At 60.5% G+C, this 25,240-nt stretch carries 20 protein-coding genes and 1 pseudogene; 11 read left to right on the forward strand and 10 right to left on the reverse strand.

Features of this window, described 5'->3' with window-relative positions; translation table 11 throughout:
- Positions 1-4 precede the first annotated feature (4 nt).
- From NW805_RS05665 to NW805_RS05700, 8 genes are all read left to right on the forward strand, one after another.
- The gene (locus NW805_RS05665; protein ID WP_414421929.1) at positions 5-1,177 is read left to right on the forward strand and encodes an amino acid ABC transporter permease; all 1,173 of its coding nucleotides are present in this window, start codon (positions 5-7) and stop codon (positions 1,175-1,177) included.
- Between the two features lie 3 nt (positions 1,178-1,180).
- On the forward strand, positions 1,181-2,389 hold the full coding sequence (locus NW805_RS05670) for an amino acid ABC transporter permease (protein ID WP_414421930.1): 1,209 nt from the start codon (positions 1,181-1,183) through the stop codon (positions 2,387-2,389).
- Positions 2,390-2,647: 258 nt separating this feature from the next.
- On the forward strand, positions 2,648-3,334 hold the full coding sequence (gene tatC, locus NW805_RS05675; RefSeq protein ID WP_414381157.1) for a twin-arginine translocase subunit TatC: 687 nt from the start codon (positions 2,648-2,650) through the stop codon (positions 3,332-3,334).
- 22 nt (positions 3,335-3,356) lie between these two features.
- Complete coding sequence (locus tag NW805_RS05680; protein WP_414421994.1) at positions 3,357-3,938, forward strand: nucleotidyltransferase family protein; 582 nt, start codon at positions 3,357-3,359, stop codon at positions 3,936-3,938.
- The gene (locus NW805_RS05685) at positions 3,925-5,373 is read left to right on the forward strand and encodes an NAD(P)/FAD-dependent oxidoreductase (protein WP_414421931.1); all 1,449 of its coding nucleotides are present in this window, start codon (positions 3,925-3,927) and stop codon (positions 5,371-5,373) included. The genes NW805_RS05680 and NW805_RS05685 overlap by 14 nt, the downstream gene beginning before the upstream one ends.
- A gap of 107 nt (positions 5,374-5,480) precedes the next feature.
- Entirely contained in the window at positions 5,481-6,350 is an 870-nt protein-coding gene (locus NW805_RS05690) for a DUF2993 domain-containing protein (RefSeq protein WP_414421932.1), read from the forward strand.
- 253 nt (positions 6,351-6,603) lie between these two features.
- Positions 6,604-8,115 (forward strand): hypothetical protein, encoded by a 1,512-nt coding sequence (locus tag NW805_RS05695; protein WP_414421933.1) that lies wholly within the window; start codon positions 6,604-6,606, stop codon positions 8,113-8,115.
- 77 nt (positions 8,116-8,192) lie between these two features.
- Positions 8,193-9,110 (forward strand): methylenetetrahydrofolate reductase, encoded by a 918-nt coding sequence (locus NW805_RS05700; RefSeq protein WP_414421934.1) that lies wholly within the window; start codon positions 8,193-8,195, stop codon positions 9,108-9,110.
- Here the strand turns inward: NW805_RS05700 and dapB are convergent.
- The 6 genes and pseudogenes from dapB to rpsL all read right to left on the reverse strand — a co-directional run bounded on the left by dapB (position 9,107) and on the right by rpsL (position 15,031).
- Complete coding sequence (gene dapB, locus NW805_RS05705; protein WP_414421995.1) at positions 9,107-9,967, reverse strand: 4-hydroxy-tetrahydrodipicolinate reductase; 861 nt, start codon at positions 9,965-9,967, stop codon at positions 9,107-9,109. The two genes, NW805_RS05700 and dapB, sit on opposite strands and share 4 nt — an antisense overlap.
- A 121-nt stretch (positions 9,968-10,088) precedes the next feature.
- Positions 10,089-10,406 carry a 30S ribosomal protein S10 gene (gene rpsJ, locus NW805_RS05710; RefSeq protein WP_414328725.1) on the reverse strand — a complete coding sequence of 106 codons (318 nt, stop codon included), beginning with the start codon at positions 10,404-10,406 and terminating at the stop codon, positions 10,089-10,091.
- 124 nt (positions 10,407-10,530) lie between these two features.
- The gene (gene tuf / locus NW805_RS05715) at positions 10,531-11,760 is read right to left on the reverse strand and encodes an elongation factor Tu (RefSeq protein WP_414421935.1); all 1,230 of its coding nucleotides are present in this window, start codon (positions 11,758-11,760) and stop codon (positions 10,531-10,533) included.
- 31 nt (positions 11,761-11,791) lie between these two features.
- Positions 11,792-13,916: pseudogene (fusA, locus tag NW805_RS05720) on the reverse strand (elongation factor G).
- Positions 13,917-14,069: 153 nt separating this feature from the next.
- Positions 14,070-14,540 carry a 30S ribosomal protein S7 gene (rpsG, locus tag NW805_RS05725; RefSeq protein WP_011432554.1) on the reverse strand — a complete coding sequence of 157 codons (471 nt, stop codon included), beginning with the start codon at positions 14,538-14,540 and terminating at the stop codon, positions 14,070-14,072.
- A gap of 83 nt (positions 14,541-14,623) precedes the next feature.
- A complete protein-coding gene (gene rpsL, locus NW805_RS05730) occupies positions 14,624-15,031 on the reverse strand; it encodes a 30S ribosomal protein S12 (RefSeq protein WP_011432553.1) in 408 nt (135 codons plus the stop codon).
- Positions 15,032-15,303: 272 nt separating this feature from the next.
- Between rpsL and NW805_RS05735 the strand changes: the two genes are divergently transcribed.
- Positions 15,304-15,945, forward strand: coding sequence for a ComF family protein (locus NW805_RS05735; protein ID WP_414421936.1), 642 nt, complete (start codon positions 15,304-15,306; stop codon positions 15,943-15,945).
- Here NW805_RS05735 and NW805_RS05740 read toward each other — a convergent pair.
- The 3 genes from NW805_RS05740 to NW805_RS05750 form a co-directional block, all read right to left on the reverse strand.
- Positions 15,942-16,955, reverse strand: coding sequence for an HD-GYP domain-containing protein (locus tag NW805_RS05740; protein WP_414421937.1), 1,014 nt, complete (start codon positions 16,953-16,955; stop codon positions 15,942-15,944). The genes NW805_RS05735 and NW805_RS05740 overlap by 4 nt on opposite strands.
- Positions 16,956-17,148: 193 nt before the next feature.
- Positions 17,149-18,087 carry a prohibitin family protein gene (locus NW805_RS05745; RefSeq protein WP_414381090.1) on the reverse strand — a complete coding sequence of 313 codons (939 nt, stop codon included), beginning with the start codon at positions 18,085-18,087 and terminating at the stop codon, positions 17,149-17,151.
- An 85-nt stretch (positions 18,088-18,172) separates the two neighbouring features.
- Positions 18,173-18,976 carry a prohibitin family protein gene (locus tag NW805_RS05750; protein ID WP_414421938.1) on the reverse strand — a complete coding sequence of 268 codons (804 nt, stop codon included), beginning with the start codon at positions 18,974-18,976 and terminating at the stop codon, positions 18,173-18,175.
- Positions 18,977-19,224: 248 nt separating this feature from the next.
- On the opposite strand from NW805_RS05750, the gene NW805_RS05755 reads away from it, so the two are divergent.
- Entirely contained in the window at positions 19,225-19,500 is a 276-nt protein-coding gene (locus NW805_RS05755) for a hypothetical protein (RefSeq protein WP_238376900.1), read from the forward strand.
- Positions 19,501-19,682: 182 nt separating this feature from the next.
- Here the strand turns inward: NW805_RS05755 and NW805_RS05760 are convergent, their stop codons facing one another.
- Positions 19,683-21,959: a ComEC/Rec2 family competence protein gene (locus tag NW805_RS05760; RefSeq protein WP_414421939.1), complete on the reverse strand. Its 2,277-nt coding sequence runs from the start codon at positions 21,957-21,959 to the stop codon at positions 19,683-19,685.
- Between the two features lie 257 nt (positions 21,960-22,216).
- Here NW805_RS05760 and cphA point away from each other — a divergent pair, with 257 nt between their 5' ends.
- Positions 22,217-24,913, forward strand: a complete 2,697-nt coding sequence (gene cphA, locus NW805_RS05765) for a cyanophycin synthetase (protein ID WP_414373191.1) — start codon at positions 22,217-22,219, stop codon at positions 24,911-24,913.
- Positions 24,914-25,240: the final 327 nt, after the last annotated feature.

Raw genomic sequence — 25,240 nt, forward strand, 5'->3', positions numbered from 1 at the left:
CCCCATGACTGCACTGTCTGACCAGCCCCACCTTCGCCCCCCCTGGTGGCGGGATGAGCGTATCCTGAAGCTCTTGCTGCAGGTGGCCTTTGTCGTGGCCGTGCTGCTGGTGTTCGGGATCCTTGCTCAGAACCTCCTCGCCAGCCTGCGCCGCCTGGGCATCAGTTTGGGCTTTCGCTTTCTGGGCAACTCCGCCAACTTTGGGATCACCGAGGGGCTGATCCCCTACGACCCCTCCGAGAGCTACCTGAAGGCTCTGGCGGTGGGAGCGGTGAACACCCTCTGGCTGTCGGCAGTCAGCATTGTGTTGGCGACGGCGATGGGCTTTGTCCTGGGGATGGCTCGCCTCTCCAGCAACTGGCTGGCCCGCCAGCTGGCCACCGTTGTTACCGAGATCTTTCGCAATGTCCCGGTGCTGCTGATCGTGATCTTCTGGTACCAGGGGGTGATCCTCACCCTGCCGGGGGTGCGCAACAGTCTCTCCATCGGCGGGCTTGTCTTTATCAACCAGCGGGGAGTGAAGCTGCCCGGGTTGGATCCCAGCGGCTGGCTGGTTCCCGCGCTGGCCATTGTAACCGCGGCTGGGTGGGGGATCCGCAAGCTGCTCCTAGTCTGCCGACCCGAGCTGGGATCCCGGCAGCGGAACCTGTGGGTGGCTGCGGGGGTGGCGCTGCTGGCGGTGGCCTGCTGGGTGCTCTTCCCAGAGCCGCCGGTGCGGCTGGATGTCCCGGTACTGGAGCGCTTTAACTTCCGGGGTGGGATCCAGCTTTCGGCGGAGTTTACCGCCATGATGCTGGGCTTGGTGACCTACACCGGCTGCTACATTGCCGAAGTGGTGCGGGGATCCTTTTTGGCGGTGCCGCGGGGGCAGTGGGAGGCGGCCCGGGCCGTCGGCCTGTCGGAGCTGCAAACCTTTCGCTTGGTGATTGTGCCGCAGGCCCTGCGGATCATGATCCCCTCCTTGAACACTCAGTATCTCACCCTGATCAAAAACTCCAGCTTGGCCATTGCCGTTGGCTTCTCCGATCTGTTCAACATCAGCAGCACCATCATCAACCAGTCGGGACGTTCGGTGGAGATGTTCGCCATCCTCATGGCCACCTACCTGACCTTTAACCTGGTGGTTTCCTACGGCATGAACTGGCTCAATGCCCGCGTCAAATTGGTGGAGCGCTAACCCATGCCCAGCAGTCTCTCCTCTCCGCTTATAGAAGAAGAAAAGGTACTCCCCCCCACGGAGAAACAAAGTCCGCTGGCTTGGGTGCGTCGCAACCTGTTTGACTCCTGGTTGAGCACCTTGCTCACCTTGGTCTCCGCCTTGGTATTGGCTTGGGCAATTTCCCTGTTCTGGAACTGGGCGTTCACCCAAGCCCGCTGGGAGGTGATCCCGGCCAACCTGAAAATCTTTGCCAGCGGCACCTACCCCAGCAGCCAACTGTGGCGGGTGTGGGCGGTGTTGGGAACTGTGCTGGCCACCTTGGGGGTAGCGGGGGGGGCTTGGGGCGGTGTGCTGCTGCACTACCTCATTCTCTTGGGAGCTGCTATGGGCTTGGCCGCTTTCCTGCCTTTGGGAACCCAGTCGCAGGGGTGGCTGGCGGTTTGCTCTGGAGCGACTTTTGCCGCTATTGCCCTCAGTCGCGGACGGGAATCCTGGCGGCTGGCTTCCATCTGGGTTTGGGCCCTGATCTTGCCCCTCTGTCTGCAGCTGCTGCTGGGCAACCTGGGCCCCAATTGGCCGGCAGTGCGAACCGAGCAACTGTCTGGACTGCTGCTGACCTTGATCTTGGCGGCAGCCGCCATGATCGTCGGCTTCCCCATTGGGGTGTTGCTGGCGTTGGGCCGGGCCAATTGGGCGTTGCCGGTAATCCGGATCTTCTGCACGCTGGTGATCGAGCTGGTGCGGGGGGTGCCTCTGACCACCATTCTGTTTGCCGCCTGGCTGTTGGTGCCCTTCTTTCTGGGGGGGATCAGCGTCAACCTGATCATCCGGGCGGAGGTGGCCTTCATCTTGTTTACAGCCGTGTACGTGGCCGAGGACGTGCGGGGCGGCCTGCAGTCGATCCCGCTGGGCCAGCTGGAGGCGGCACGGGCGCTGGGCTTGAACCCCTTTCAAGTGACCGCTTTGGTGATTTTGCCCCAGGCACTGCGGGCAGCCGTTCCGGCGCTGGTGAACGAGTTCCTCACTCTCTTCAAAGACACGTCGCTGGTGTTCATTGTCGGCCTCATCGACCTGCTGCAGGCGGGGCGCGTGGTGTTCACCAACCCCAACTGGCTGGGCACCCAGCGGGAAGTGCTGTTTTTTATCGGCCTGATCTACTTTATCTGCTGCTTTGCCATGGCTTACGCCGCCCAGCAGGTGGAAAAGGCGCTGGGCTTGGGCAAGCGCTAAAAACTGCAACTGCTCCCCTTCCCAGTTTCATCTGCTCAGGCCCCGGGATCCCCTTAACGGGCTTGGGCCACCGCCCAATGGCGAGGAGTGTTGGGCAAGTGCTTTTCCCTGGAGAGGGGGCAGCGCTAAGATAGCGGGGAACGTCTCGTTACACCTTGGCCCATGACCCTTGCCTCTGAGACCGAATCCCCGGAGCAAGCCGCGGCGGCCCCTGAGCCTAGTCGGGTGCGGGATCCGGAGTTTCCCTACGAGGTCGAAATGACCTTGATGGAGCACTTGGAAGAGCTGCGCAGCCGCCTGTTGGCCAGCGTGATCGCGGTGGCGATCTGCATCATCGCCTGCTTTGCCGTGGTGAATCGCATTGTCGCCCTGCTGGAGGTGCCCGCGCAGGGGGTTACCTTTTTGCAACTGGCGCCGGGGGAGTATTTTTTCGTTTCTGTGAAGGTGGCGGCCTACTCGGGGCTATTGCTGGCCACACCCTTTTTGCTCTACCAAATTGCCCGCTTCGTCTTGCCGGGGCTGAGCGTGAAGGAGCGCAAGCTGCTGGGGCCGGTGGTGCTGGGATCGAGCCTTCTGTTTGTGGCCGGCTTGGTCTTTGCCTACTATCTCCTCATTCCGGCGGCGCTTAACTTTTTCATCCGCTACGGCGAAGGGGTGGTGGATCAGGCTTGGTCCATCGACCGCTACTTTGAGTTTGTGCTGCTGCTGCTGTTCAGCACCGGCCTGGCCTTTCAGGTGCCGATTTTGCAGGCGCTGCTGGGAGGATTGGGTCTGGTGACTGCCGAGCAGATGTTCAAGGGCTGGCGCTACGTGGTTCTGGGCGCGGTGGTGGCGGGGGCCATTCTCACCCCCTCGACGGATCCCCTCACCCAGAGCCTTTTGGCCGGGGCTGTGACGTTTCTATATTTGTTTGGCATTCTGCTGGTGAAGCTCCTTGGCAAATGAGCCGAAGCTGCATGCGCTGATCTTGGCGGCTGGGTTTTCCACGCGGATGGGAGAGCCGAAAGCCTTTCTGCCCTGGAAAGACGGGCAAACCCTGCTCTCTTACCAGATTTTTCAGTGGCGACAGGCGGGGTTTCAACCCTGGGTGGTGCTGGGATCCCAGCATTTGGCGGCAGCCCAACCCCACTTGGCAGGGGCAGAGGTGCTGGTCAATCCGGCTCCTGAGCTGGGCAAGACCCACTCCATTCGGGTAGGGGTGGAAGGGATCCCTGCCGATTTTCAGGTGCTGGCCATTTCGGCGGTGGATCAGCCCCGCCCGGCGTGGATCTACCACAGCTTGCTGGAGTACCATCTGCGCCATCGCGCTTGGGTTACTGTGCCGGTGCATCGAGGGCGACGGGGGCACCCTACCCTGATCGACAGGCGCTTGCGGGAAAAGCTGTTGGATCTCCGAGAAGAAACCCTGGGCCTGCGCCGGTTGTTGCAGGATCTGGGCAGGCGGGTACAGGAGGTGGAGCTCTACACTCCTGAGATCTTCCTGGACTGCAATACCCCTGCCGATATGGAGGCCGCTGCTGCCGGTTGCGACAGCGTTGCCCAGGAGTGAGGGGATCCCCTTCAGCACTTGTCCTGCGACCGGTCGCCTCAGCGGTACCGAGCACTTCGGCGTTGCCCAGCAAGATGTTCTTCCCATTGCTCGTATGAGAAAGGGCCTTTATCCTGCCAGCACCTACGATCCTGCCTGCCCGGTCGGCAGCTACTGGGACAGCACGATAGCAGATCCCGGTTGGCGGCATCCGGCACCTTTGCAAGCGCAGGTGGGCGCGGAGGTGGTCATTGTGGGGGGAGGATTGACGGGGCTATCGACGGCTCTGCACCTGGCCCGCGACCATGGCATCCATGCTTGTCTGCTGGAGGCGGGATCCCTGGGTTGGGGGGCCTCGGGACGCAACGGTGGCTTTTGCGGGGTGGGGTCGAGCCACCTCACCCACACCCAGATGGTGCGGCGGGTGGGCCTGGCAGAGACAGAGCGCTACTACCGGGATCAATGGCAGGCAGTGGAAACCGTTCAGGAGCTGGCGGCCAGCGAGGGCTTCTCCCTAGAGGCTCAGGGACAGGGCTGCTATGCAGTGGCCCATCGTCCACAGGCATGGTCGGAGTTAGAGGCCGAGTACCAGATCTGTACTCAGGTGGCGGGCTACCCGGCCCAGCTCCTCAACCCCAAAGAGCTGCGGGAACGCGGCTTCAACAGCCAAGAGAACCACGGCGCTTTGCACATCGGGGTGGGGTTTGGCCTCAACCCCCTCAAGCTCACCCAAGGACTGGCCCAAGCGGCCCACCGGTGGGGGGCGAAGCTGTACAGCGGCAGTCCGGTCACGGCCTGGGAAAAGGTGGGATCCCAACACATCTGTCACACGCCGGGAGGAACGGTGCGCGCTCGACACTTGGTCATCGCCACCAACGGCTACACCCCAGAGGCCCTGTATCCCCAACTGGCGGGATCCCTGCTGCCGGCACTGTCCAACATCCTGGTCACCCGACCTCTGACGCCTCAGGAGCAGAAAGCGCAGGGGTGGTGGGATCCGACGCCGCTCTACGACATGCGGCGGCTGCTGTTCTATTACCGTCTGCTGCCGGATGGGCGTTTGCTGTTTGGGGGGCGGGGCGGCACCCGCGATACCCCGACGGAGCGACGGCAGTTGCGCACTTGGATGACTCGACAGCTCTATCGTCTTTTCCCTGCTTGGGAAGGGGTGGAGATCGAGTATGCCTGGAATGGACTGGTCTGCCTTTCTCGGCAGTTTCACCCCCATATTGGCCCTTCGCCGGCGGATCCCAGCCTGTGGTACGGCTTGGCCTATCACGGCAGCGGTGTGGCCACAGCAGTGTGGGCGGGCAAAATGCTGGCCCAGGAGATTGCCGGGATCCCTTCCCAGATGAGCGCTCTGTTTCGCCAGCCGCCCCGCTCTTTCCCTTTGCCCTGGCTACGGCTTCACTACCTGCGGCTGGGGTATCTTTGGTGGCAGTTGACGGATGGATAGCCTCTCCAAGTGTGCGGGGGATCCCTCTGTTCGGCGGAGAAGTCCTGCCCTAGTCTGGTTGTAGTTCGGGTGGAAACCATCACTTGTCGTTGCTCCTGAGGTATCCAGTGCTGCTCACGTCTTGCCATCGGCCTGCTCCAGATCCGTCTCCTCTCCAAACCCAATCGGCAACCTGTCGCCGCCAACGGCTTTCGCAAGCAGGGCAGCGGCTGGGGTTTGCTCTGCTGCTCAGCCTACCCACCATGTTTTGGCCTTGGCCCCCCGGATTTGCCCAGATTGCCGGATCCCTTCTCAGCCCCTTGGTGGCCGCTTGGATCCGTTCTGAGGTGCAGAGGGTCGATAACCTGCAAGTGCAAATTGTCGGCTCTGACGCCCAGATTTTGAATGGGCAGATCCCTCAGGCCCAGGTGTCGGGAGACAACCTCAGCTATCAAGGCTTTCAGGTCAGCCATCTGCGGCTGCAGGGCCAGGATATTCGCCTCAATGTGGGCGAAGTCATCCAAGGACGGAGCCCACTGCGGCTATTGGCCCCTGTGCCGGTGCAGGTGAGCTTGCGCCTTACCGAGGAAGACCTGAACCGCACCCTCCAGGCTCCCCTCATCCAAGCCCAACTGGCTCAGGCCCAGGTGCAGTTGCCCGTTGGGGGCCAAGTGGTGCCCTTTCTCATCCGCCAGCCTCAGGTCACGCTGGAACAGGGTCGGCTGCGCATCCAGGCCAACTTAACCACTCCCGAAGGGGTGGAAGCGCCGGTGACGGTGCTGACCGGCCTAGAAGCCCAAGGTCCCAACCGGTTGCGGCTGGTCAATCCCCTTTGGGTGAGCGAAGGCCAAGAGATCCCCATCCCCGGCCTGGCCGATTTCCCCATTCAGTTGGATCCGGGCGTGCGCATTGACCGCCTGGAGGTGCAGCCCGGCCAAATCCTCTACGAGGGGATGTTGGTCATCTACCCGGAAGCGGCGGCAGTGCCACAGGGGTAGGCCGGCGTTTCATGGCTTGCATTTGGTCCGGACAGTGCCGGCTCCGCTGCGGCCAAGGGTGTGATCGGGATCAGACCTGGGGAGCCGGCCTTTGGGGGAAGATCCCTCTAGCGGTGAGCGGGAAAACCCTCTGCGGGCCAAAAGCGGTGGCGTGGGAGTGGTGTATTGAGGTGAAGCCATGATCCAGGGCTCCCAGAGGCAGCCATCCAACTGCAAACTCAAACCCTTAATCTGCTGGGCGCTGCCCCTGATCTTGTCGGTCGTTTTTTTGGGGGGCTGTGCTGGCGACCCAGTTTCCACGGTGCCTCTGGACGGCACGGCTGCCGGCACCCGCACGGCCACTCCTGAGGGCCGAACCTTCTCCGATATCTCGCCCGGTCGGGAGCCCCGTCTGAAACACCTTTGGGCCAGCTTTGTCATCAGCCCCCAGCAATTGCAATCTGCCCGCGAGGCTTCTGTCTCTCTCCATCCGCAGGCCATTTTTCCCTGCACCGACTGCGAAAGCCTGCCGGGATCCCCGCCCCCCACTGCTTCCCCCGCTCCAGGCACCTACCGATCTGACCAGCTCACCTTCTCCTTCCGGGTTGAGCCCAACGAGACGTCCACCCGCCTCAGGGGTAGCTTTCACCTGGATACCACCACGCCTCTGATCCACCCCGGCGCAGGGGTGCGCTTGGTAATCCAACGGGCTTTCTGGGGGGAAGACCCGCTGGAACCGCTGCCACCTCCCCAGGACTTTCACCCTCAGCAGATCATCCGAGGCCAGTTCCAGGAGCGCAGTTGGATCCTCCCTTTCTCCCTGCCGCATCCCCCTGCCGGTGAGGTCTTGCCGCCGCTGCGGCTGGAGGTTGTTCTCACCTCGCCAATCCCACCCGATTCCGCCCCCTTTCTACGGGGTAGGCCGCTGCCGCCACCTCCGGGTCGGCTGTATCACGGGGTCGCTTGGCCGGGCATTCCCACTTGGGATCAACTCCTCGCCTATCGCCAGGCCATCGGTCAACCCCCCGCCTGGGCAGCCGTGGATCACCTCTGGGATCCCCGCCAGGACTTTCCGCAGCAGTTGGCCAGTCGCCTGCGGGAAAGCGGCTCAGTCCCCTACCTGCGCCTGCGGCTGGATCCGGCCCAACTTTCCGCCTTGGCCAATGGGGATCACGATGAGACCTTGCGCTCTTGGGCCCGCGGGATCCAGCGCTTTGCCACCCCCATCATCCTGGCCGTCGTTGTTGGCGACGGGGATCCCGAACGCGCTCGCGGTAGCGGTGGGGAGCCCTTTGGTGGGACGGAGTCCTCGCTGCAACAACGGGCTTACCAACACCTGATGCAAACCCTGCGCTCTGTTCGCGTTAGCGGGACGGAGTCCCCGGCCAATTTGCTCTGGGTGGTGGAGCTGGACGGAGAAGATGCCAAGGCCGTGTCCACCTGGGCTCGGTTCCCTGAGATGGACTGGCTGAGCCTACAGGTAACGGGGGATCCCGCCGCTTTTGCATCGGTGTATCGTCGCCTTGAGGCCCTCAACCCGGAAGTGCCTGTGGTGATCCGCGGGCCAGCCCTGGGCTCGGAAGCCTCTCAACCTCTGCTGGCAGCCCTAGAGGCCCAACGCTGGCCTCAGGTGATCGGCTGGAGCTGGGCCTTGAGCGGGGACGGGATCCCTCCTGCAGCAGCACAGGATTGGCGGCAGCATCTGCAACAGGGGGATCCCAAGATATGGCTGGGGGAAATGCGGGTGCAACTCCCGCCCAGCCCCCTTCCCTCGCCCAAGCTCTGAGAAAGGGCGCCCTGTCTGGAAAAACCTCCCGGAAAAGTCGATAATAAGCCAGCCGTTTTACCTTTCCTTCAGGAATTGTGGCCCTGACCCCCTCATCACCTCCCCTGTCCCGCTTCGCCCAGGCCATCCAGCGGGGGGAATTTCTGCTCACCGCCGAGATCACCCCCCCCAAGGGATCCGACACCAGCACCCTGCTGTCTTTGGCCCAGCAGCTCAAGGGGCGGGTGCATGCCATCAACATCACGGACTCCAACCGAGCCATAGCCCGCATGAGCCCGTTGGCAGCTTCGCTGCTGTTGCATCAGGCGGGTGTTGAACCGATCCTGCAGTTGGCCTGTCGGGATCGCAACCGCCTGGCCCTCCAAGGGGATCTGTTGGGGGCCTCAGCCCTTGGCCTGCGCAATGTGTTGGCCCTCACCGGGGATCCCATCCACATCGGCGATTGCCCCGATGCCCGCCCCGTATTCGATCTGGAGTCGGTGCGCTTGCTGCAGCTTATCCAACGGCTGAACAACGGCCTCGATTGCAATGGCAAACCTCTCCCGGATGGGGGCACGCATCTGTTGGCAGGGGCAGCGGTGGAACCCCAATCGGGCAGCTTTTCCGGCCTGGAGCGGCGCTTCCACCGCAAGCTGGAAAACGGGGCCCAATTTTTCCAAAGCCAGATGGTCACCGACTTCGAGCAGCTGGAGCGCTTCATGGATAAGTTGGGCCGTCCCGCCGGCAAGCCCATTTTGGCCGGCATCTTTTTGCTCAAATCGGCCAAAAATGCCGAGTTTATCAACCGCAACCTGCCAGGAGTGAAGATCCCAGACGGGATTATCCAGCGGCTGGCCAACGCCGCCCACCCCCTCGAAGAAGGGATCCGCATTGCCGCCGAACAGGTGCGGCAGGCCCGCCAAATCTGCCACGGGGTGCATCTGATGGCCGTCAAAGCCGAGCACCTCATCCCCCGCATTCTGGATGAGGCCGGGATCCCTCCCCTGACCCACTAGCTCAAGACCTGCTCCAGCCCGTAGACCAAACCTTGAAGCTGCAGCACCTTGCGGATCCCCAGGATCACTCCCGGCATAAAAGCTATCCGATCCGTGGTGTCGTGTCTCAACGTGAGGGTTTGCCCCATCCCACCAAAAATGACCTCCTGATGGGCGATCAACCCCGGCAGACGAACGCTGTGAATGGGAATGTTGGGGCCAGAGAGCCCTCCCCGCGCACCGGGGATCAGCTCTTTTTCTTCCACTGAGGACTCCGTCCCGCTGTCGCGAACGGGCGGGTTAAAGGTTTTGCCCAATTGTCCCAGCCGTTGGGCCGTCTGTAGAGCCGTGCCGCTGGGGGCATCCGCTTTGCGGTTGTGGTGCAGCTCGATGATCTCAACGTGGTCAAAATACTGCGCCGCCTGCAGGGCCATCTGCTGCAGCAAAATCATGCCGATGGCAAAATTGGGCGCGATCAAACAGCCCACACCGGACTTATCCGCCAGATCCCGCAGCCGCTCCACCTGCTCCGGCGTCAGGCCCGTCGTCCCCACCACCGGGCGTACGCCAAAGGCAATGGCCGAGCGAACATGTTCAAAGGCCGACCGAGGATGGGTAAAGTCCACCATTACGCCGCGGCTGCTGCGCTGCGACAACCTCAGCAACTGCCCCGGCAGGTCGTCGGTAATCTCCACCCCCAGGGATCCCAGGCCCAGCACCTCGCCAATATCCGAGCCCAGTTGAGAGCGGGCCACCGCCCCCACCAACCTCATGTCGGGCGTCTGGGCAACGGCTCGCACCACCTCTCGCCCCATTTTGCCCAAGGCCCCCACCACCAAAACCGGGATGGAGGATTGGGCCGCTCCTGGAGTTGCCAACCCCTGAGAGGGGTCTGCACCACTATCGCGATCGACCGGATCAACCGATGTTGTCACCCGCTGCTGCCCTCATCCAAGCTCTACGAAATGACTGCGAAAGCGGGGGATCCCTGCAGATCCATCACAGCTTCACCTCGATATCTACCCCTGCCGGCAGATCCAGCTTCATGAGAGCATCGATGGTTTTGGAAGAGGGGGAATAGATGTCGATAATGCGCCGGTGGGTGCGGGTTTCAAAATGTTCCCGCGAGTCCTTGTCGGTGTGGGGGGAGCGCAGCACACAGTAGATGCGGCGCCGAGTAGGCAAAGGAATCGGGCCAACCGGCACGGCGTCGGTACGACGAGCCGTATCCACGATTTTGTCGCAGGAAGTATCCAGCAGCCGATGATCGTAAGCCTTCAGGCGGATACGAATTTTCTGTTGAGTCAAGGTAGGCATGGCCGGAGAGCAATCCAGAAAAAGGGGGACTCAAAAAAGCTGGCAGGGAAAGTGCTCCGCGCCACTATCGCAACTGAGTTGGTCTGGGGCCGTCGGCACTCAATCCCTGCCAGGAAAAAGCAGCTTACTTCAGGATCTTGGAGACAACACCCGCTCCGATAGTACGGCCACCCTCGCGGATAGCAAAGCGCATCCCCTGCTCAATGGCGATGGGCTGGATCAGCTCCACCGTCATCTTAACGCGGTCACCAGGCATCACCATCTCTGGCTGGGATCCGTCATCAGCCGTGAAGGAAGAGATGGTGCCGGTTACATCGGTGGTGCGCACATAGAACTGAGGACGATAGCCGGCAAAGAAGGGCGTGTGGCGACCTCCCTCCTCTTTCTTGAGGACATACACCTCAGACTCGAAGTTGGTGTGGGGAGTAATGGTCTTGGGCTTGGCCAGCACCATGCCGCGCTCCACTTCGTTCTTCTGAATGCCGCGCAACAGCACACCAACGTTGTCGCCGGCGATCCCCTCATCGAGGGTTTTTTGGAACATTTCCAGGCCAGTAACAGTGGTGGAGCGAGTTTCCCGCAGGCCCACCAATTCCACCGTTTCGCCCACTTTGATGCGGCCCCGCTCGATCCGGCCCGTGGCCACCGTGCCCCGACCAGTAATCGAGAAGACATCCTCCACAGCCATCAGGAAGGGCTTGTCCACATCCCGCTCAGGCGTGGGAATGTAGGAGTCCACCGCATCCATCAGCTCATAAATTTTGTCCACCCAAGGATCTTCGCCCCGCTGGGTTTTGGGGTTGGCGGTCATTCTTTCTAGGGCCTTCAGCGCCGATCCTCTGATGATGGGAACGTCGTCGCCGGGGAAGTCGTATTTGGAGAGAAGCTCCCGCACTTCCAGCTCCACCAACTCCAGCAGCTCTGGATCGTCCACCATGTCTGCCTTGTTCAGAAAGACCACCAAGCTGGGCACCCCTACCTGACGGGCCAACAGGATGTGCTCCCGTGTTTGGGGCATGGGACCATCAGCTGCAGACACCACCAAGATGGCCCCATCCATCTGAGCCGCGCCTGTGATCATGTTCTTCACGTAGTCGGCGTGGCCGGGACAATCCACGTGGGCGTAGTGACGGCTGGCAGTCTGATACTCGACGTGGGCGGTGTTGATGGTAATGCCGCGAGCTTTTTCCTCTGGCGCTGCGTCGATCTCATCGTACCTTTTGGCTGTGGCCTGACCCAAAGCAGCCAAGGTGGTGGTGATGGCAGACGTCAGGGTGGTCTTGCCGTGGTCAACATGGCCGATGGTGCCAACGTTGACATGGGGTTTGGTGCGTTCAAACTTAGCGCGTGCCATGAATCATCACTTCCTTTTTGGTTTCAGTCAGCTACTCATTTCCTTTGTTTTTGGCAATGATGGCTTCGGCGATACTGCGAGGAACTTCCTCGTAGTGGCTGAACTCCATCGTGAAGGTGCCTCGACCCTGGGTCTTGGAGCGAATGTCGGTGGCATAGCCAAACATCTCCGCCAAGGGAACTTTGGCATTGACTTTGGTAATGCCGCCTTCTGTATTCATCCCCTCCATCTGGCCGCGGCGGGCGTTGATGTCCCCGATGACATCCCCCACAAAGGCTTCAGGGACTTCCACCTCGACCTTCATCATCGGCTCCAGCAGGGTAGGGCTTGCCCTGCGAGCGGCCTCCTTCAGAGCCATCGAACCGGCGATCTTGAAGGCCATTTCGCTGGAGTCCACCTCGTGGTAGGAGCCATCCACCAGGGTGGCGCGGATGTCAATCAGGGGATAGCCCGCTAGTACACCGGATTCGCAGGCTTCTCGGATCCCTTGCTCGGCTGGCCCAATGTATTCTTTGGGCACAACGCCACCCACAATCTTGGAAACGAACTCAAATCCTGTACCCGGCTCCGCCGGCTCTAGGTCGATAACCACATGGCCGTACTGGCCGCGGCCACCACTCTGGCGAACAAACTTGCCTTCCACGCGGCTAACCGGCTTGCGAATGGTTTCGCGGTAGGCCACCTGTGGGTTACCAACATTGGCTTCTACGTTGAACTCCCGCAGCATCCGATCCACCAAGATCTCCAGGTGCAGCTCGCCCATCCCAGAGATGATGGTTTGATTGGTCTCGGGATCCACAGACACGCGGAAGGTGGGATCCTCCTTGGCCAGGGCCTGCAGGGCCTTGGAGAGCTTATCGATATCGGCTTTGGTTTTGGGTTCTACCGCTACTGAGATCACCGGCTCTGGGATAAACAGAGACTCCAGGATCACCGGCGCATTTTCGTCGCAGAGGGTGTCTCCGGTGGTGGTGTCCTTGAGGCCCACCACAGCTCCCAGATCTCCTGCCCGCAGCTCATCCACGTCCAAGCGTTCATCGGCCTTCAGCACCACCAACCGCGAAATTCGCTCCTTCTTGTTCTTGGTGGAGTTGAGCACATAAGTACCTTTGGTCAACACCCCCGAGTAGACGCGAATAAAGGTGAGATCCCCGTACTTATCACTCATCAACTTGAAGGCCAGGGCGGAGAAGGGCTCATCGTCGCTGGCACGGCGGGACACTTCTGAGCCATCTGGCAGCACCCCCTTGATGGCCGGAATATCCACAGGCGAGGGCAGGTAATCCACCACCGCATCCAGCAGCATCTGGACTCCCTTGTTCTTGAAGGCAGAGCCACACAGCATGGGCACAATTTGGCCGCTGATCGTGCCTTTGCGCAGACCCGCCATCAAGTCGGCTTCGCTCAGATCTTCTTCGGCGAAGTACTTTTCCATCAGAGCTTCGTCCGTCTCGGCCACTGCTTCCACCAGCTTGGCCCGATACTCTGCCACGAGATCTTTCATCTCCTCAGGGATGGGGGCCGGACGAATGTCTTTGCCGATCTCATCCATATAAATGCGGGCTTGCATCCGCACCAAGTCAACAACGCCGCAAAACCCGTCTTCGGCACCGATGGGCAGTTGGATGGGCACAGCATTGGCCTTGAGGCGCTCCCGGATCTGGTTGTAAACCTTGAGGAAATTGGCCCCCATGCGATCCATTTTGTTGACGAAGGCAATGCGGGGCACATTGTAACGATTGGCTTGCCGCCAGACGGTCTCAGCCTGAGGCTGCACGCCGCCCAACCGAGTCAAAGACGGCGATCACCCCATCCAGCACCCGCATGGAGCGCTCAACTTCAATGGTGAAATCGACGTGCCCAGGAGTATCGATGATGTTGATGGTGTACTCCGGTGCGCCGGAGAGGGGCTGGGAAGGATTTGCGGGATCCCGCTTAGTCCAACGGGTGGTGATGGCCGCAGCGGTGATGGTGATGCCCCGCTCCCGCTCCTGGGCCATCCAATCGGTGACCGCAGTTCCGTCGTGAACTTCGCCAATTTTGTGCACCAGACCGGAGTAGAAGAGAATCCGCTCTGTGGTCGTGGTCTTGCCAGCATCGATGTGAGCCGCGATGCCGATGTTTCGGACTCGTTCTAGGGGAACTGTGCGTGCCACATCAACCTCCCAATCCTCGTCGCCCTGCGACTTGGGCAAACTAAAAAATCCTTTACAATTCTAATCTTTTTTGCCGATTTTTCTCCACCTCGCTGGAACTCGGGCTGGGCAGAACAGGGATCCGAAAAGTCTCCACTGCTCCGCCAGGCTAGTTCAGTAGCGGTAGTGGGCAAAGGCCTTGTTGGCCTCGGCCATGCGATGCACCTCTTCCCGCCGTCGAATGGCGCTGCCGGTTTCGTTGGCTGCATCGATCAGCTCATTGGCCAACTTGGCGGCCATGGTGCGACCTGGACGAGTGCGCGAAAAGGTCACCAACCAGCGCAGCGCTAGGGAAGTGCCCCGTTCTCCTCTCACCTCCACAGGCACCTGATAAGTGGCTCCGCCCACCCGGCGGGCTTTCACCTCCACCAGTGGGGTGGCGTTGCGAACAGCATTTTCCAGCAAGGGCAGTGGGTCTTGGCCAGTGCGCTCCCGCACAATGTCCAGAGCTTCATAGAGGATCCTGGCAGCCAGGGATGCCTTACCCCTCATCATCAACTTGCGGATCAGCATGGTAACCAGACGGCTCCCATACTTGGGATCCGGGGGCACATCACGACGAGGGGCACGGTTGCGGCGAGACATAGGAGCTGGGTTGCTTGTTCAGATGGGGATGGCAGAAAGAAAGATGACGAGTGGGATATGGAGGGTTGAGGGTGAGGGCAAAGCTATTTTTTCTTGCCAGCGGCGGCTGGAGCTTGGCCCGGCTTGGGCCGTTTCGCCCCGTATTTGGAGCGGCCTTGTTTGCGGTCTTTGACCCCTGCAGCGTCGAGGGTGCCCCGGATAATGTGGTAACGCACGCCGGGCAAATCCTTAACCCGCCCACCGCGAATCATGACCACAGAGTGCTCCTGCAGGTTGTGGCCGATGCCAGGAATGTAGGCAGTGACCTCAAAGCCGGAAGTGAGGCGAACGCGAGCCACTTTTCTCAGGGCCGAGTTGGGCTTTTTGGGCGTTGTCGTGTACACTCGGGTGCAAACCCCCCGCCGCTGTGGACAAGCCTTCAGGGCAGGAGACTTGGTCTTGCGAGCGGCAACGCTGCGCTCCTCACGGATCAGTTGCTGAATGGTGGGCATGGGCTGGCAGAGAAGGTCACGGCTTAAATTTTAAATTATCCGGTTGAATTATCCGGCGATATTGAATCCTAGCAAGGCGGGATCCCAGCGTCAACTTGGGGATGGACTGCTGGGCTGTTAGCCTGGCCGAGTCTGAATTTCGGCCTCGTTCCCCCCTTGCCTCAGCTTTTTAGGAGACTCTGCACACCAGAAAGGATCCCTAGCAGACGATGGGCTGGTTAGATTGGTGGATTGTGCCTCCATGTCCGCTTTGCCGGCGCCCTGCCAAGGCCGTGTTCTGTCAAGACTGTCAAAGGCGGTTGCAGGCGGAGCGCCTTGCCACTTGGCCAGTCACCACCTCGCCTTGGCCACTTTACGCCTGGGGGATCCACCGGGGGGCGCTGCGCAGGGCCATCTACTGCCTGAAGTACGAAGGACAACGGCGCATTGGCTCGGTTTTGGGAGAATGGCTGGGATCCCGCTGGGTGGAAAGCCGACAGCCGTCTTCAGGCTCCCGTAGGGCCTATGGCTTGGACTATACGGTGGTGCCCATCCCGCTTCATGCGGAGCGCCTGCGGCAACGGGGCTACAACCAAGCCGCCTTGATCAGCCAAGCCTTTTGCCAGCGGACAGGTCTGAGACATTGGCCTGAGGCTCTGGTGCGGGTGCGGGCCACAGCGGCTCAACATGAGCTCAACCCGCTGCAACGACAGCACAACTTGGCCGGGGCCTTTGCCCTGAAACAAGTTCCGGCCACACCGGTGTTGCTGGTGGATGACATCTACACCACCGGCTCTACTGTGCAAGCCGCCCAGCAGGTATTGGCCGCTGCCGGGATCCGTGTAGCCGGGGTAATCGTTGCCGCTCAAACCCCAAAAGCCGCCTCTCCAGACTGGCCCGGCCCTCCAGACCCTATCCCGCCTCCACCAAATTAAAGGCGGTGACAAACATTAAAGTCACAAAACTCGCGCACCAAGTTCGGATCCCGCCAGCCCTTGCGGGTTTCCTCCCGCAGCACTTCCAGGGCCTGTTCGGCGGTCAGGGCCGGTTTGTAGGGGCGAGGAGAGGTCAGAGCGTCGAAAATGTCGATCACCTGAAAGACGCGGGCCAACAGAGGGATCTCTTCGCCTGCCAGTCCATCTGGGTAGCCGCTGCCATCCCAACGCTCGTGGTGGTGGCGGATGATCGGCAGCACATCCTGCATGGTGCACAAGCCCCGACAAATGTCTTCGCCGATCAACACATGGGATTTCATGATCTCCCATTCTTCCGGGGTATGCTTGCCCTGCTTGCGCAAAATCGCATCCGGGATCCCGACTTTGCCAATGTCGTGCAGGTAGCCGCCCCAGCGCAGGGCCTTGATCTGTTGACGAGACAGCCCCAAGTAACGGCCAAACTGTTCCCCCATGGCCACCAAGCGTTCGCAATGGTCACCCGTGGTGGGATCCCGGCTCTCCACGGCGCGGGCAATGGCAAACAACACCTTGGCGGCGTGATCCAGATCTTCGTTCAAACGCTTTTGGTGGATGGATGAGCGTACCCGCGCCAGCAGCTCCATGTGATCGAAGGGCTTGGTCAAAATGTCGTCGGCCCCCACCTGCATCCCCATCAGGCGATTGGAGCGGTCGGTCAGGGCAGTGATCAGCACAACGGGGATCAGGCGGGTCAGCTCATTGGCCTTCAGTTGCCGGCAGACATCGAACCCGCTCATGTTCGGCATCAGCACATCCAACAGCACCAAGTCTGGCCGAAGCCGCTCCACAGCCTCCAAAGCCTCTTCGCCGTTGGTGGCCTCGCTCACGCGGAAGTGGGCCGACCGCAACAGCTCACCGATGTAGAGGCGGCTGCTGGCCTGATCGTCCACCACCAAAACATGATCCGCCTCCGCCTCTGCCAGCTTCGGGTTCAGGCGGGGAAAGGGGGTGTGGATCAGGTGGGAGTTCATGGTGGTAAAACCTAGCCTTGCATCGAGTACAAGCTTTCCCCCTGAGTTGGATTCGGCGCAACTCTACGAGGGATCCCAGCCGAGACCCCTGGCGGTAGGATGTCAACGAACTCGAATGACATCCCTTCGCCTTCACATCTGGACACACTTTATACTCAGACTTTTAAGTCTGTACTCCGCAACTTTGCTGAACCTACTGCGCTCTTTGTAAGGCTGCCTGATGGGGATCCACATTGAGAAACACGGTGGCATCGCCCTCGACACGGATGATGCGCAAAGGGGGCAGCGAGTCCGTCGGGTTTTGGATGCGCTCTTGCAGCTTCTCGTAGAACAGCAGATCCGCCAGTTGCGCGTTCTGCGCTGCCGCTTGTCCTTTCAGCTCAATGGCCCGCTGGTTGGCCGCCGCCAGGATTAACAGTCGCTCCGTCTCTTTTTCCTGGATCTGCGCCCGCACTGCCGCCGTTTGTGCTGTAATCGAGGCCACCTGTTTGCGTTCAATCGAGTCTCTTAAGGCTTGTGGGAAATCGGGGTTGCCCAGAAACAGGCCCTCCACCTGCACCAAAGGCAAGGTTTGGCCGTCGCGGTTGACGGTGGGCATCTCTTGGCGGATCAAGTCCAGAGCCCGTTGTTCAATGGCGGCCCGCTGGCTTTTCCGGTAGAAGTCTTCCGAATCGAAAGAGGCAGAGATATCCCGAATTTTGGAGCGCACCACCGGCACCACCACCGTGGAAAGATAGTTCTCGCCGATGTTGGCGTGCAGCTCGTCCAAAGTGGCGAGGTTGGGCTTGAGGGCAATGGCCACATCGATGGCAAAGGCTTGTCCATCGGCGGTGTTCACGGTGATGGCGTTGCTGATGGCATTGGCCGAGGCAGGGTCGTTGGTAAACTCCCAAACGCGGGTGAGCACGGTGTAGGTGATCGGCGTCTCGATCCCCGGGATCCGGAAGATGACCCCCGGCAATTCTACCCGCCCCTTTTGCAGCCCGGAAAAGGTATTGAACACTACAGTGGCATGTCCGGGCAAAGTGACGTACAGGCAAGCGCGGAGCACTCCCAGGGCCGCCAAGACGGCGATCCCTCCTACGGTTAACCAACCCACTCTGCTTTGGGGTGCTTCTCCTGTTGGATACATGGTGGCTGCTCCTGTTCGAGGGTCGGTGAGAAGAGCTGAAGAAGCTGGGGCTGAGCCAAAAGGATTGATTTCCTAATTGAGTTATCTATTTGGTGATCAAAGTTTCCAGGCGGGATCCCAGTACCGCAGCTTTCACCACCTCTAAGTACTGCGGATTTTGAGTGAGGGCCTGTGCTTTGGCTCGCAATTGACCGGCTTCCGCCTCAGCTTGAGAAATGATGGCGCGGGCATCTTGGCGGGCCTGCTCGATCTCGAATTGCTTTTGCGCCAGTTGATTTTCGGCAATGGTTTTTGCCTCAATGGCCGCTACGAAATCAGGATCGAAATCCACATCCCGCAGCAGAAAATCCAAAACCTCGATGCCGTATTCCTTCAGCAGAAGAGCCACCCGTTCGCGGATTTGGCCCTGGAGCAGCGGACGCTCGGTAGAATACAGAGACTGGGCAGAAAAGCCGCTGGTCTCATTCAGAATGACCGACCGGACGATGGGGGCGATGCGATCCAGGTAATTTTCCCCCAGTTGCGTATAGACCTTGGGGGCGTCCACAATGCGAAACTGCAGCGTCGCCTCAGCCGCAATCTGCTGCCCATCCTGAGAAAGGGCCACCAGCCGCGGCGCGTAGGCAGTCGGGTCGTTGTCCTTCCAGGTGAGGGCCTGCGTTTTTACATCGAAGGTAACCGTGCGCGAGACAAAAGGCGGCACCCAATGGAGACCAGGCTGCAAAGCCATCGGGCTCACCCCCCCTCCCCAGGTGAACACCACCATATTTTCTCCGTTGCCCACCAGTCGCAGCGGCCTGCCCATCGCCACTAGGATCAATACGGCTCCGGCAAGGGTGGCCTTGGGCAACCAGCGACCAACTCGCCTTTCCCAACCTTCTGCTCGCATCTCCCCATCTCCTGCGCATGCAGCCATTCTCGCGGCTGTGGGGAAATGAGGCCGAGAAATCGCCGCTATCTTTTAAGTTTTCTCCAGGGATCCCGCGAGAGATCCCGTGCTTGCTCGCCCACTGTTCTCAACGATGTCGAGAACTCTACAAAGTTCACAAAAGATCACTTCATACTTTGCAAAGACCCGTGACGGACAGGCGAAAAGGGAAGAAGATTAAGACATAATAAAGATTTGGGTTGCCGTTCATGCTGTCCATTCCCGATTACGAGCGGCGGGACATCCAAGTGCCACTCTCGTGCATCCCTGTTGCCGCCCGGGCCTTGATCCGGCAGGGGGTATCCGTCTGCTGGCGGGAAGAAAGCCTGTCTGCCTTGATTCGTCTGGGATCCAAAGGAGCCGCCGACCGAGCCGCCATTCTGCTAGTGGAAATGAGCCTCATGGGCCAACCTGAGGAGCTAAAAAGCTGGCTGGAGATGTGCTGGCAACTGCCCGCTTGTCCCAGGGAACCGCTGCAGGTGTAGGGGTACCCTCTGTGGACGAATGCGGGATCGGCTTCTGTAGCTATTCCTCTGTAGCTACTCTGAACATGTCTAAGACATCCCCCGCCGCCTTGCCCTGCTAGCCTCTCTCCCACTTTGTTTGGGAAGCAGCAAGCTTTTTTGCTCGAATTCTACCGAGTTTGTACCCCAGACTACAGCGCTGCTCAATCCAATTGTGACCTCAAGGTTTGCACTCCCCGCCGCGACCAGCTTACCGCTCCAGACCGATCGGCTACGTAGAGGGGTCGTTGTTTCTGCCGGAACCAGGTGACCACCGTCTCGCCGACAGAGCCAGAGCTAATGCCCGCCTGCACCTGAAAGCGCTCCAGGAGATCCAAAATCAGGGATCCCCCGTCCCACCACAGCCAGTCGATCTGGGCCGGCATCAGCGGGGATCCGGTTAGCTCGGCTTGCACATGGGTGCCGGCAGAGCCCAGCAGCAGCCAATGGGATCCCTCTGTTTCTAAAGTCAACACCAGGGGGTTGGTGTGGATGGCCTGTAGGCTCAACTGCTGCGACACCGGGATCCGGTCGGCAGGCTGCAACACTCGATAGGGGATCCCGGCAGCTTGCACAGCACTGAGGGAGCGCAGGTAACTTTCGGAAGCAGCATTGGCCCCTCCCCCATCCCAAAATTGCCCAATCGCGCTGGCGGGACGCAGTCCTTTGGAGAAAGCCGACAGCAGGATCTCCCAGCCGCCATTGGCAGAGCCGGCGGAGGTCATGGCCACCGCCCCGTCCAGACGGTGCAAGCCCTGCTGCCGCAAAAAGGGCAACACCGTGCGTTCTGCCAAACGGGGATCCCCGCTGTTGAGCAAGAGGTGGCGCCCTTCCGCTTGAATGGCCAGGATGGGAATTCGTCCACTGGCCAGGGCGGTGATCTGAACGGCTGGCCCCGGCCACATCCTTGGACCCAGGAGGATGGCGGCCATGATCAGGGCTGTGCCCTGCCAGCGGAAGGCCTGTCGCCACCGCGGCCAAAAGGTTAGGGCCACCAGCGCGCCGTAGAGGAGCAAGCACTGGAGCAGAGAAACTCCGCCGGTGTAGTAGGAGCTGAAGGGCCAACCGGCTATCCAGCTCACCCAGTTGATCAAAGGCGTGAGAAGCAGCCCTAGGGGCCTTGCCAGCAGGGATCCCAGCCCCGGCCAGAGCAAAGCCCCAAACGCCACCCCGAACCCCGCCACCAGCAGCGGCAGCAACAGGATCATCAGCAGGGGATTGGCCAGCAGTGAATAGGTGGGGATGCGGCCAAAGATGGCCACCTGCAGTGGCAAAGTCCAGATCTGGGCGGCCAGAGGAACGGCCAAGGCGGTGGCCACTGCCGGGGGCAAAAAGTCCAAGCGGGAAACGATGGGAGCTGTCCCCACCAGCAGGCCCAGGGTGGCGGCGAAGCTGAGCTGGAACCCCAAATCCGTAATCCACATGGGCTGATAGATTAGCAACACCACCGCCACCACCAGCAACGTGCCCAGCGGATTGAGCCTAACTTTTCCCTGCAGGCGCGGCTCCGTCAGCACCACCATGGCTGCTGCCCCCATCAGTGCTGCCCGCAACACCGAAGGGCTGAACCCCGTCAGGGCAATGTAAAGCCCCAGCACTGCCAGAATGATCCCCTGCTGCAGGCGCACCGCCAACCGCCGTGTTAGGACAAACACCACCCCCACCAACAGCGACACATGAAACCCAGAGGCGGCCAGCGCATGGGCCATGCCGATTTCCCGGAAGGCATCCTGCAAGTCGAAATCCAATTGGGCGGCCCGGGATCCCAGCACCAAGGAAGCCAACAGATTCCCCTGCCGCTCCCCCAATCCAGCAACGAACGCCTCTCGCACCCGCCGCCGCAACACCCAGCCCCCCCAACCTCTTCCCCCCGGCTGCAGGATCACCTCACGGGCGCTGAAGCCGGCAAAAGCCCCCTGGCGCTGCAGGTAGGCTTGAAAATCAAAGCTGCCCGGGTTCAAGGCCGGACTGGGAAGGTACAGGGATCCCGTCAGGCGCACCCGTTGGTTGGGGTGGAGATCCTTGTCCTGGAGGGCCTCAGGGCCGGTGGTGACGTAGAGCTTGCCGCTGACCTGGCGGGCCGTGGAGTTGGCGTTGAGCACCTGCTCTGCTCTCAACCAAAATTGCCGCCGTTCGCTGCGGGTGGGACGAGGTTCCGAGAGGACGGTGCCCACCAAGTTCATCTGCTGCTGGGGGGCCAACAGGCTGATATCCGTCGGCCCGGGAAAAGGCTGCCGCCAACCCAGGTAATTCCAAGCCAGACACCCCACCAGACCCATCGCCAGCCAAGTGCGGGCCAGACGCGGTTGCCGCCGGCACAGCAGGGATCCCGCCAGCCCCAATCCCAGCAGGATCCCCCAGCCCCACCCGGCAGCCTGGGGCCAAGCCCGCACCAGCAGGCCCAAGATCCAGCCCAACCCCAGCAGATAGGTTCTTTCCATGTGCCGCAGACCCGTCTGCCCCCCACTGTACCGATGTGGTCAAGCGGGATCCATTGCGTTGTCTTAACCTTGCTCGCCTGCCGAAAGAATTGTATTAAAGGATACTCTTTCTCGACCTTGGCAAAGGGAGTGTAGATTAGGGCTGGTCGCGCCAGCGGGATGTAGTCCTTGGCAGTTTCCTGCGCCGGCATCCTGAAAACGACCCTAAAACGACCCTAAGTTATCTGTCCCCTTCCCCGCTGTTTCCCCTAGACCCTATGCGCATCCGATCCATCCGCGTTCTCAGTGGCCCCAACTACTGGAGCATCCGTCGTCATAAGCTGATTCAAATGCGGCTTGATCTGGAAGACTTGCAGGAGCGACCCACCAACACCATCCCGGGTTTCAAAGAAAGGTTGGAGGCCCTGTTGCCGGGACTGTGGGAACACCAGTGCTCCCGCGGCTGCTATGGGGGATTCTTGCAACGGGTGGAAGAGGGCACCCTCATGGGCCATGTGGTGGAGCATGTGGCCTTGGAACTGCAGACTCTGGCCGGCATGAAAGTGGATTTTGGCCGCACCCGCGAAACCTCCACCCCCGGCACCTACAACGTCGTGTTCGAGTATCAAGAGGCAGAGGCCGGGCGCTTTGCGGCCAAAGCTGCAGTCTACCTCTGTCAGGCTTTGGTGGATGGAGAAGACTACCGCCGCGACCTAGAACTGGACATTCAAGAGTTGCGAGAGATCCGAGAGAACGTCCGCTTCGGCCCCAGCACCCAAGCTTTGCTGGACGAGGCCGCCCTGCGCGGGATCCCTTATCTGCGCCTCAACAAGGGATCCCTGGTGCAACTGGGGTACGGCGTCTACCAAAAGCGCATCGAAGCCACCACCACTGAAAAAACCAGCATCATTGCCGCCGACCTGGCCGCCGACAAGCGGGCCACCAAAGAACTGCTGCAGGACATGGGGATCCCGGTGCCCAAGGGCTATACGGTGCGTCGCCGCAGCGAGTTGGCAGCCACCATCGAGGATGTCGGGGGCTTTCCGGTGGTGATCAAGCCCCTTAACGCCAACCACGGCAAGGGCATCACCGTCAACATCACCAGCCTGGAAGCCGCCGAGATCGCCTACGATGCCGCCAGCCAATACTCCGATGTGGTGTTGGTGGAAAAGCACCTGGTGGGGGATGACTACCGACTGCTGGTGATCAACAACAAGCTGGTGGCTGTGGCCAAGCGGATCCCAGCCTATGTGGTGGGAGATGGCCGCTCCACCATTCAAGAGCTGATCGACGAAGTCAACAGGGATCCGCGGCGGGGGTTTGGCCACGAAAACGTGCTGACCCAAATTAGCGTTGATGACATGACCCTGCGTATCCTCGAAAGCAAAGGCTACACCCTGGATACGGTGCTGCCCAAAGGAGAACATTGCACCCTCAAATCCACCGCCAACCTGAGCACCGGAGGCATCGCCGTCGATTGCACCGATATCATCCATCCCTACAACGCTTTCATTGCCGAACGGGCAGCTCAGATCATCGGCCTGGATGTGGCGGGCATCGACCTCATCTGCCCGGACATTGCCCAGCCCGTCAACGAAACCGGTGGCGGCATTGTCGAGGTGAACGCTTCTCCGGGTTTGCGCATGCACCTGGCCCCCAGCGAAGGGATCCCGCGCAATGTGGCCGAGCCCATCATCGACATGCTCTTTCCCCCCGGCAGCCACACCCGCATCCCCATCCTGGCCGTCACCGGCACCAACGGCAAAACCACCACCACCCGCCTGATCGCCCACATCCTCAAAGGCATCGGCAAGCGGGTCGGCTTCACCACCACCGACGGCGTTTACATCCAAAACCATCAAATTGCCAAGGGAGACATGACCGGCCCCCACAGCGCCCGCCTGGTGCTCAGGGATCCCACCGTAGAAGTGGCGGTGCTGGAAACGGCGCGAGGCGGCATTTTGCGAGAGGGGCTGGGGTTTCCGGAATGCGATATTGGCGTGGTGCTCAACGTAACCTCAGATCACCTGGGGTTGGGGGATATCGAAACCCTGGAAGACATGGCCCGCGTCAAATCCGTCTTGGTGGAAGCGGTACACGAGCGGGGCTACGCTGTCTTGAATGCCGATGATGGTCTGGTGGCCGCCATGGCCGCCAATGTCAAGGCGACGGTGGCCTACTTCAGTATGAACCCGGAAAATCCCCTCATTCAAAAGCACATTGCTTCCGGGGGCACGGCGGCTGTTTATGAAGAGGGCCACATCTCCATTTTGAAGCGGGGCTGGAAACTGCGCATCGAAGATGTAACCAAAATTCCCCTCACCCTCTCTGGCAAGGCCAGCTTCATGATCCAAAATGTGCTGGCCGCTACTTTGGCAGCCTTCCTGCACGGGGTTTCCATCGACGACATCCGCATGGCGCTGGGCACCTTCACCAGTTCTGTAGCCCAGACCCCCGGTCGCCTCAACTTGTTTGATGTAGGGGGCTACCAGGTGTTGGTGGACTATGCCCACAACCCAGCAGGTTACGAAGCCATTCAAAGTACCCTGGAGCGCTGGGATTGCCAACGAAAAATTGGGGTTATCGGCGGGCCTGGGGATCGGCGCAACAGCGACCTACGAGAGCTGGGAGTCTTGGCAGCGCGCATGTTCGACCGAGCCATTGTCAAAGAAGATGATGACCGGCGAGGACGGGAACCAGGCGAGGTGGCCGCCCTAATCCGGCAGGGTTGGGAACAGGAAAAGGCAGGGGATCGTCTGCAGGAAATCTTGGATGAGGCAACTGCTATCGAAACCGCTCTGGAGAAAGCCGAACCCGGAGACCTGGTGGTGATCTTTCCGGCGGATGTACAGCGCACCATCCAGATCATCACCCGCTTTCAAGACAAGCTCAATCCCAAACCCAGTTACCGTGGCTCCTCCTACAGCATCGGCCCAGATTTGATCTCCCCCAGCCCTGACGTCAAACTGTCTTAGGCTGGCTGCCGACAACTCCAGAGTGCTCTATGGCCTCCATTCCTGGTCTGGACAGACATCGAGAATTGAGTGGGCGGAGGTGACCCATAAGTCCTCGGCGGCGATATCCTAAGTTTAGGCTGGCGGGGGCGGGTGACTTGTCTTTTGGGAAGCAGCAGGTGTTCGGCTCAGGGGATCCTCGGCTTTTCAGAAGCCTTAACCGTTCTAAAAAAGTCTGAGGGATGGCAGACAGAACTTTGGGGATCCCAAAAGGTCTAAAGACTCCGTCCCGCCGACGCGATGGGAATGTCGTTAGGGTAGTCGTGAACTTGGCAAGGTAGGAAAACA

The organism is Synechococcus sp. W60.1 (genome assembly GCF_047461575.1).
GTDB lineage: Bacteria > Cyanobacteriota > Cyanobacteriia > Thermostichales > Thermostichaceae > Thermostichus.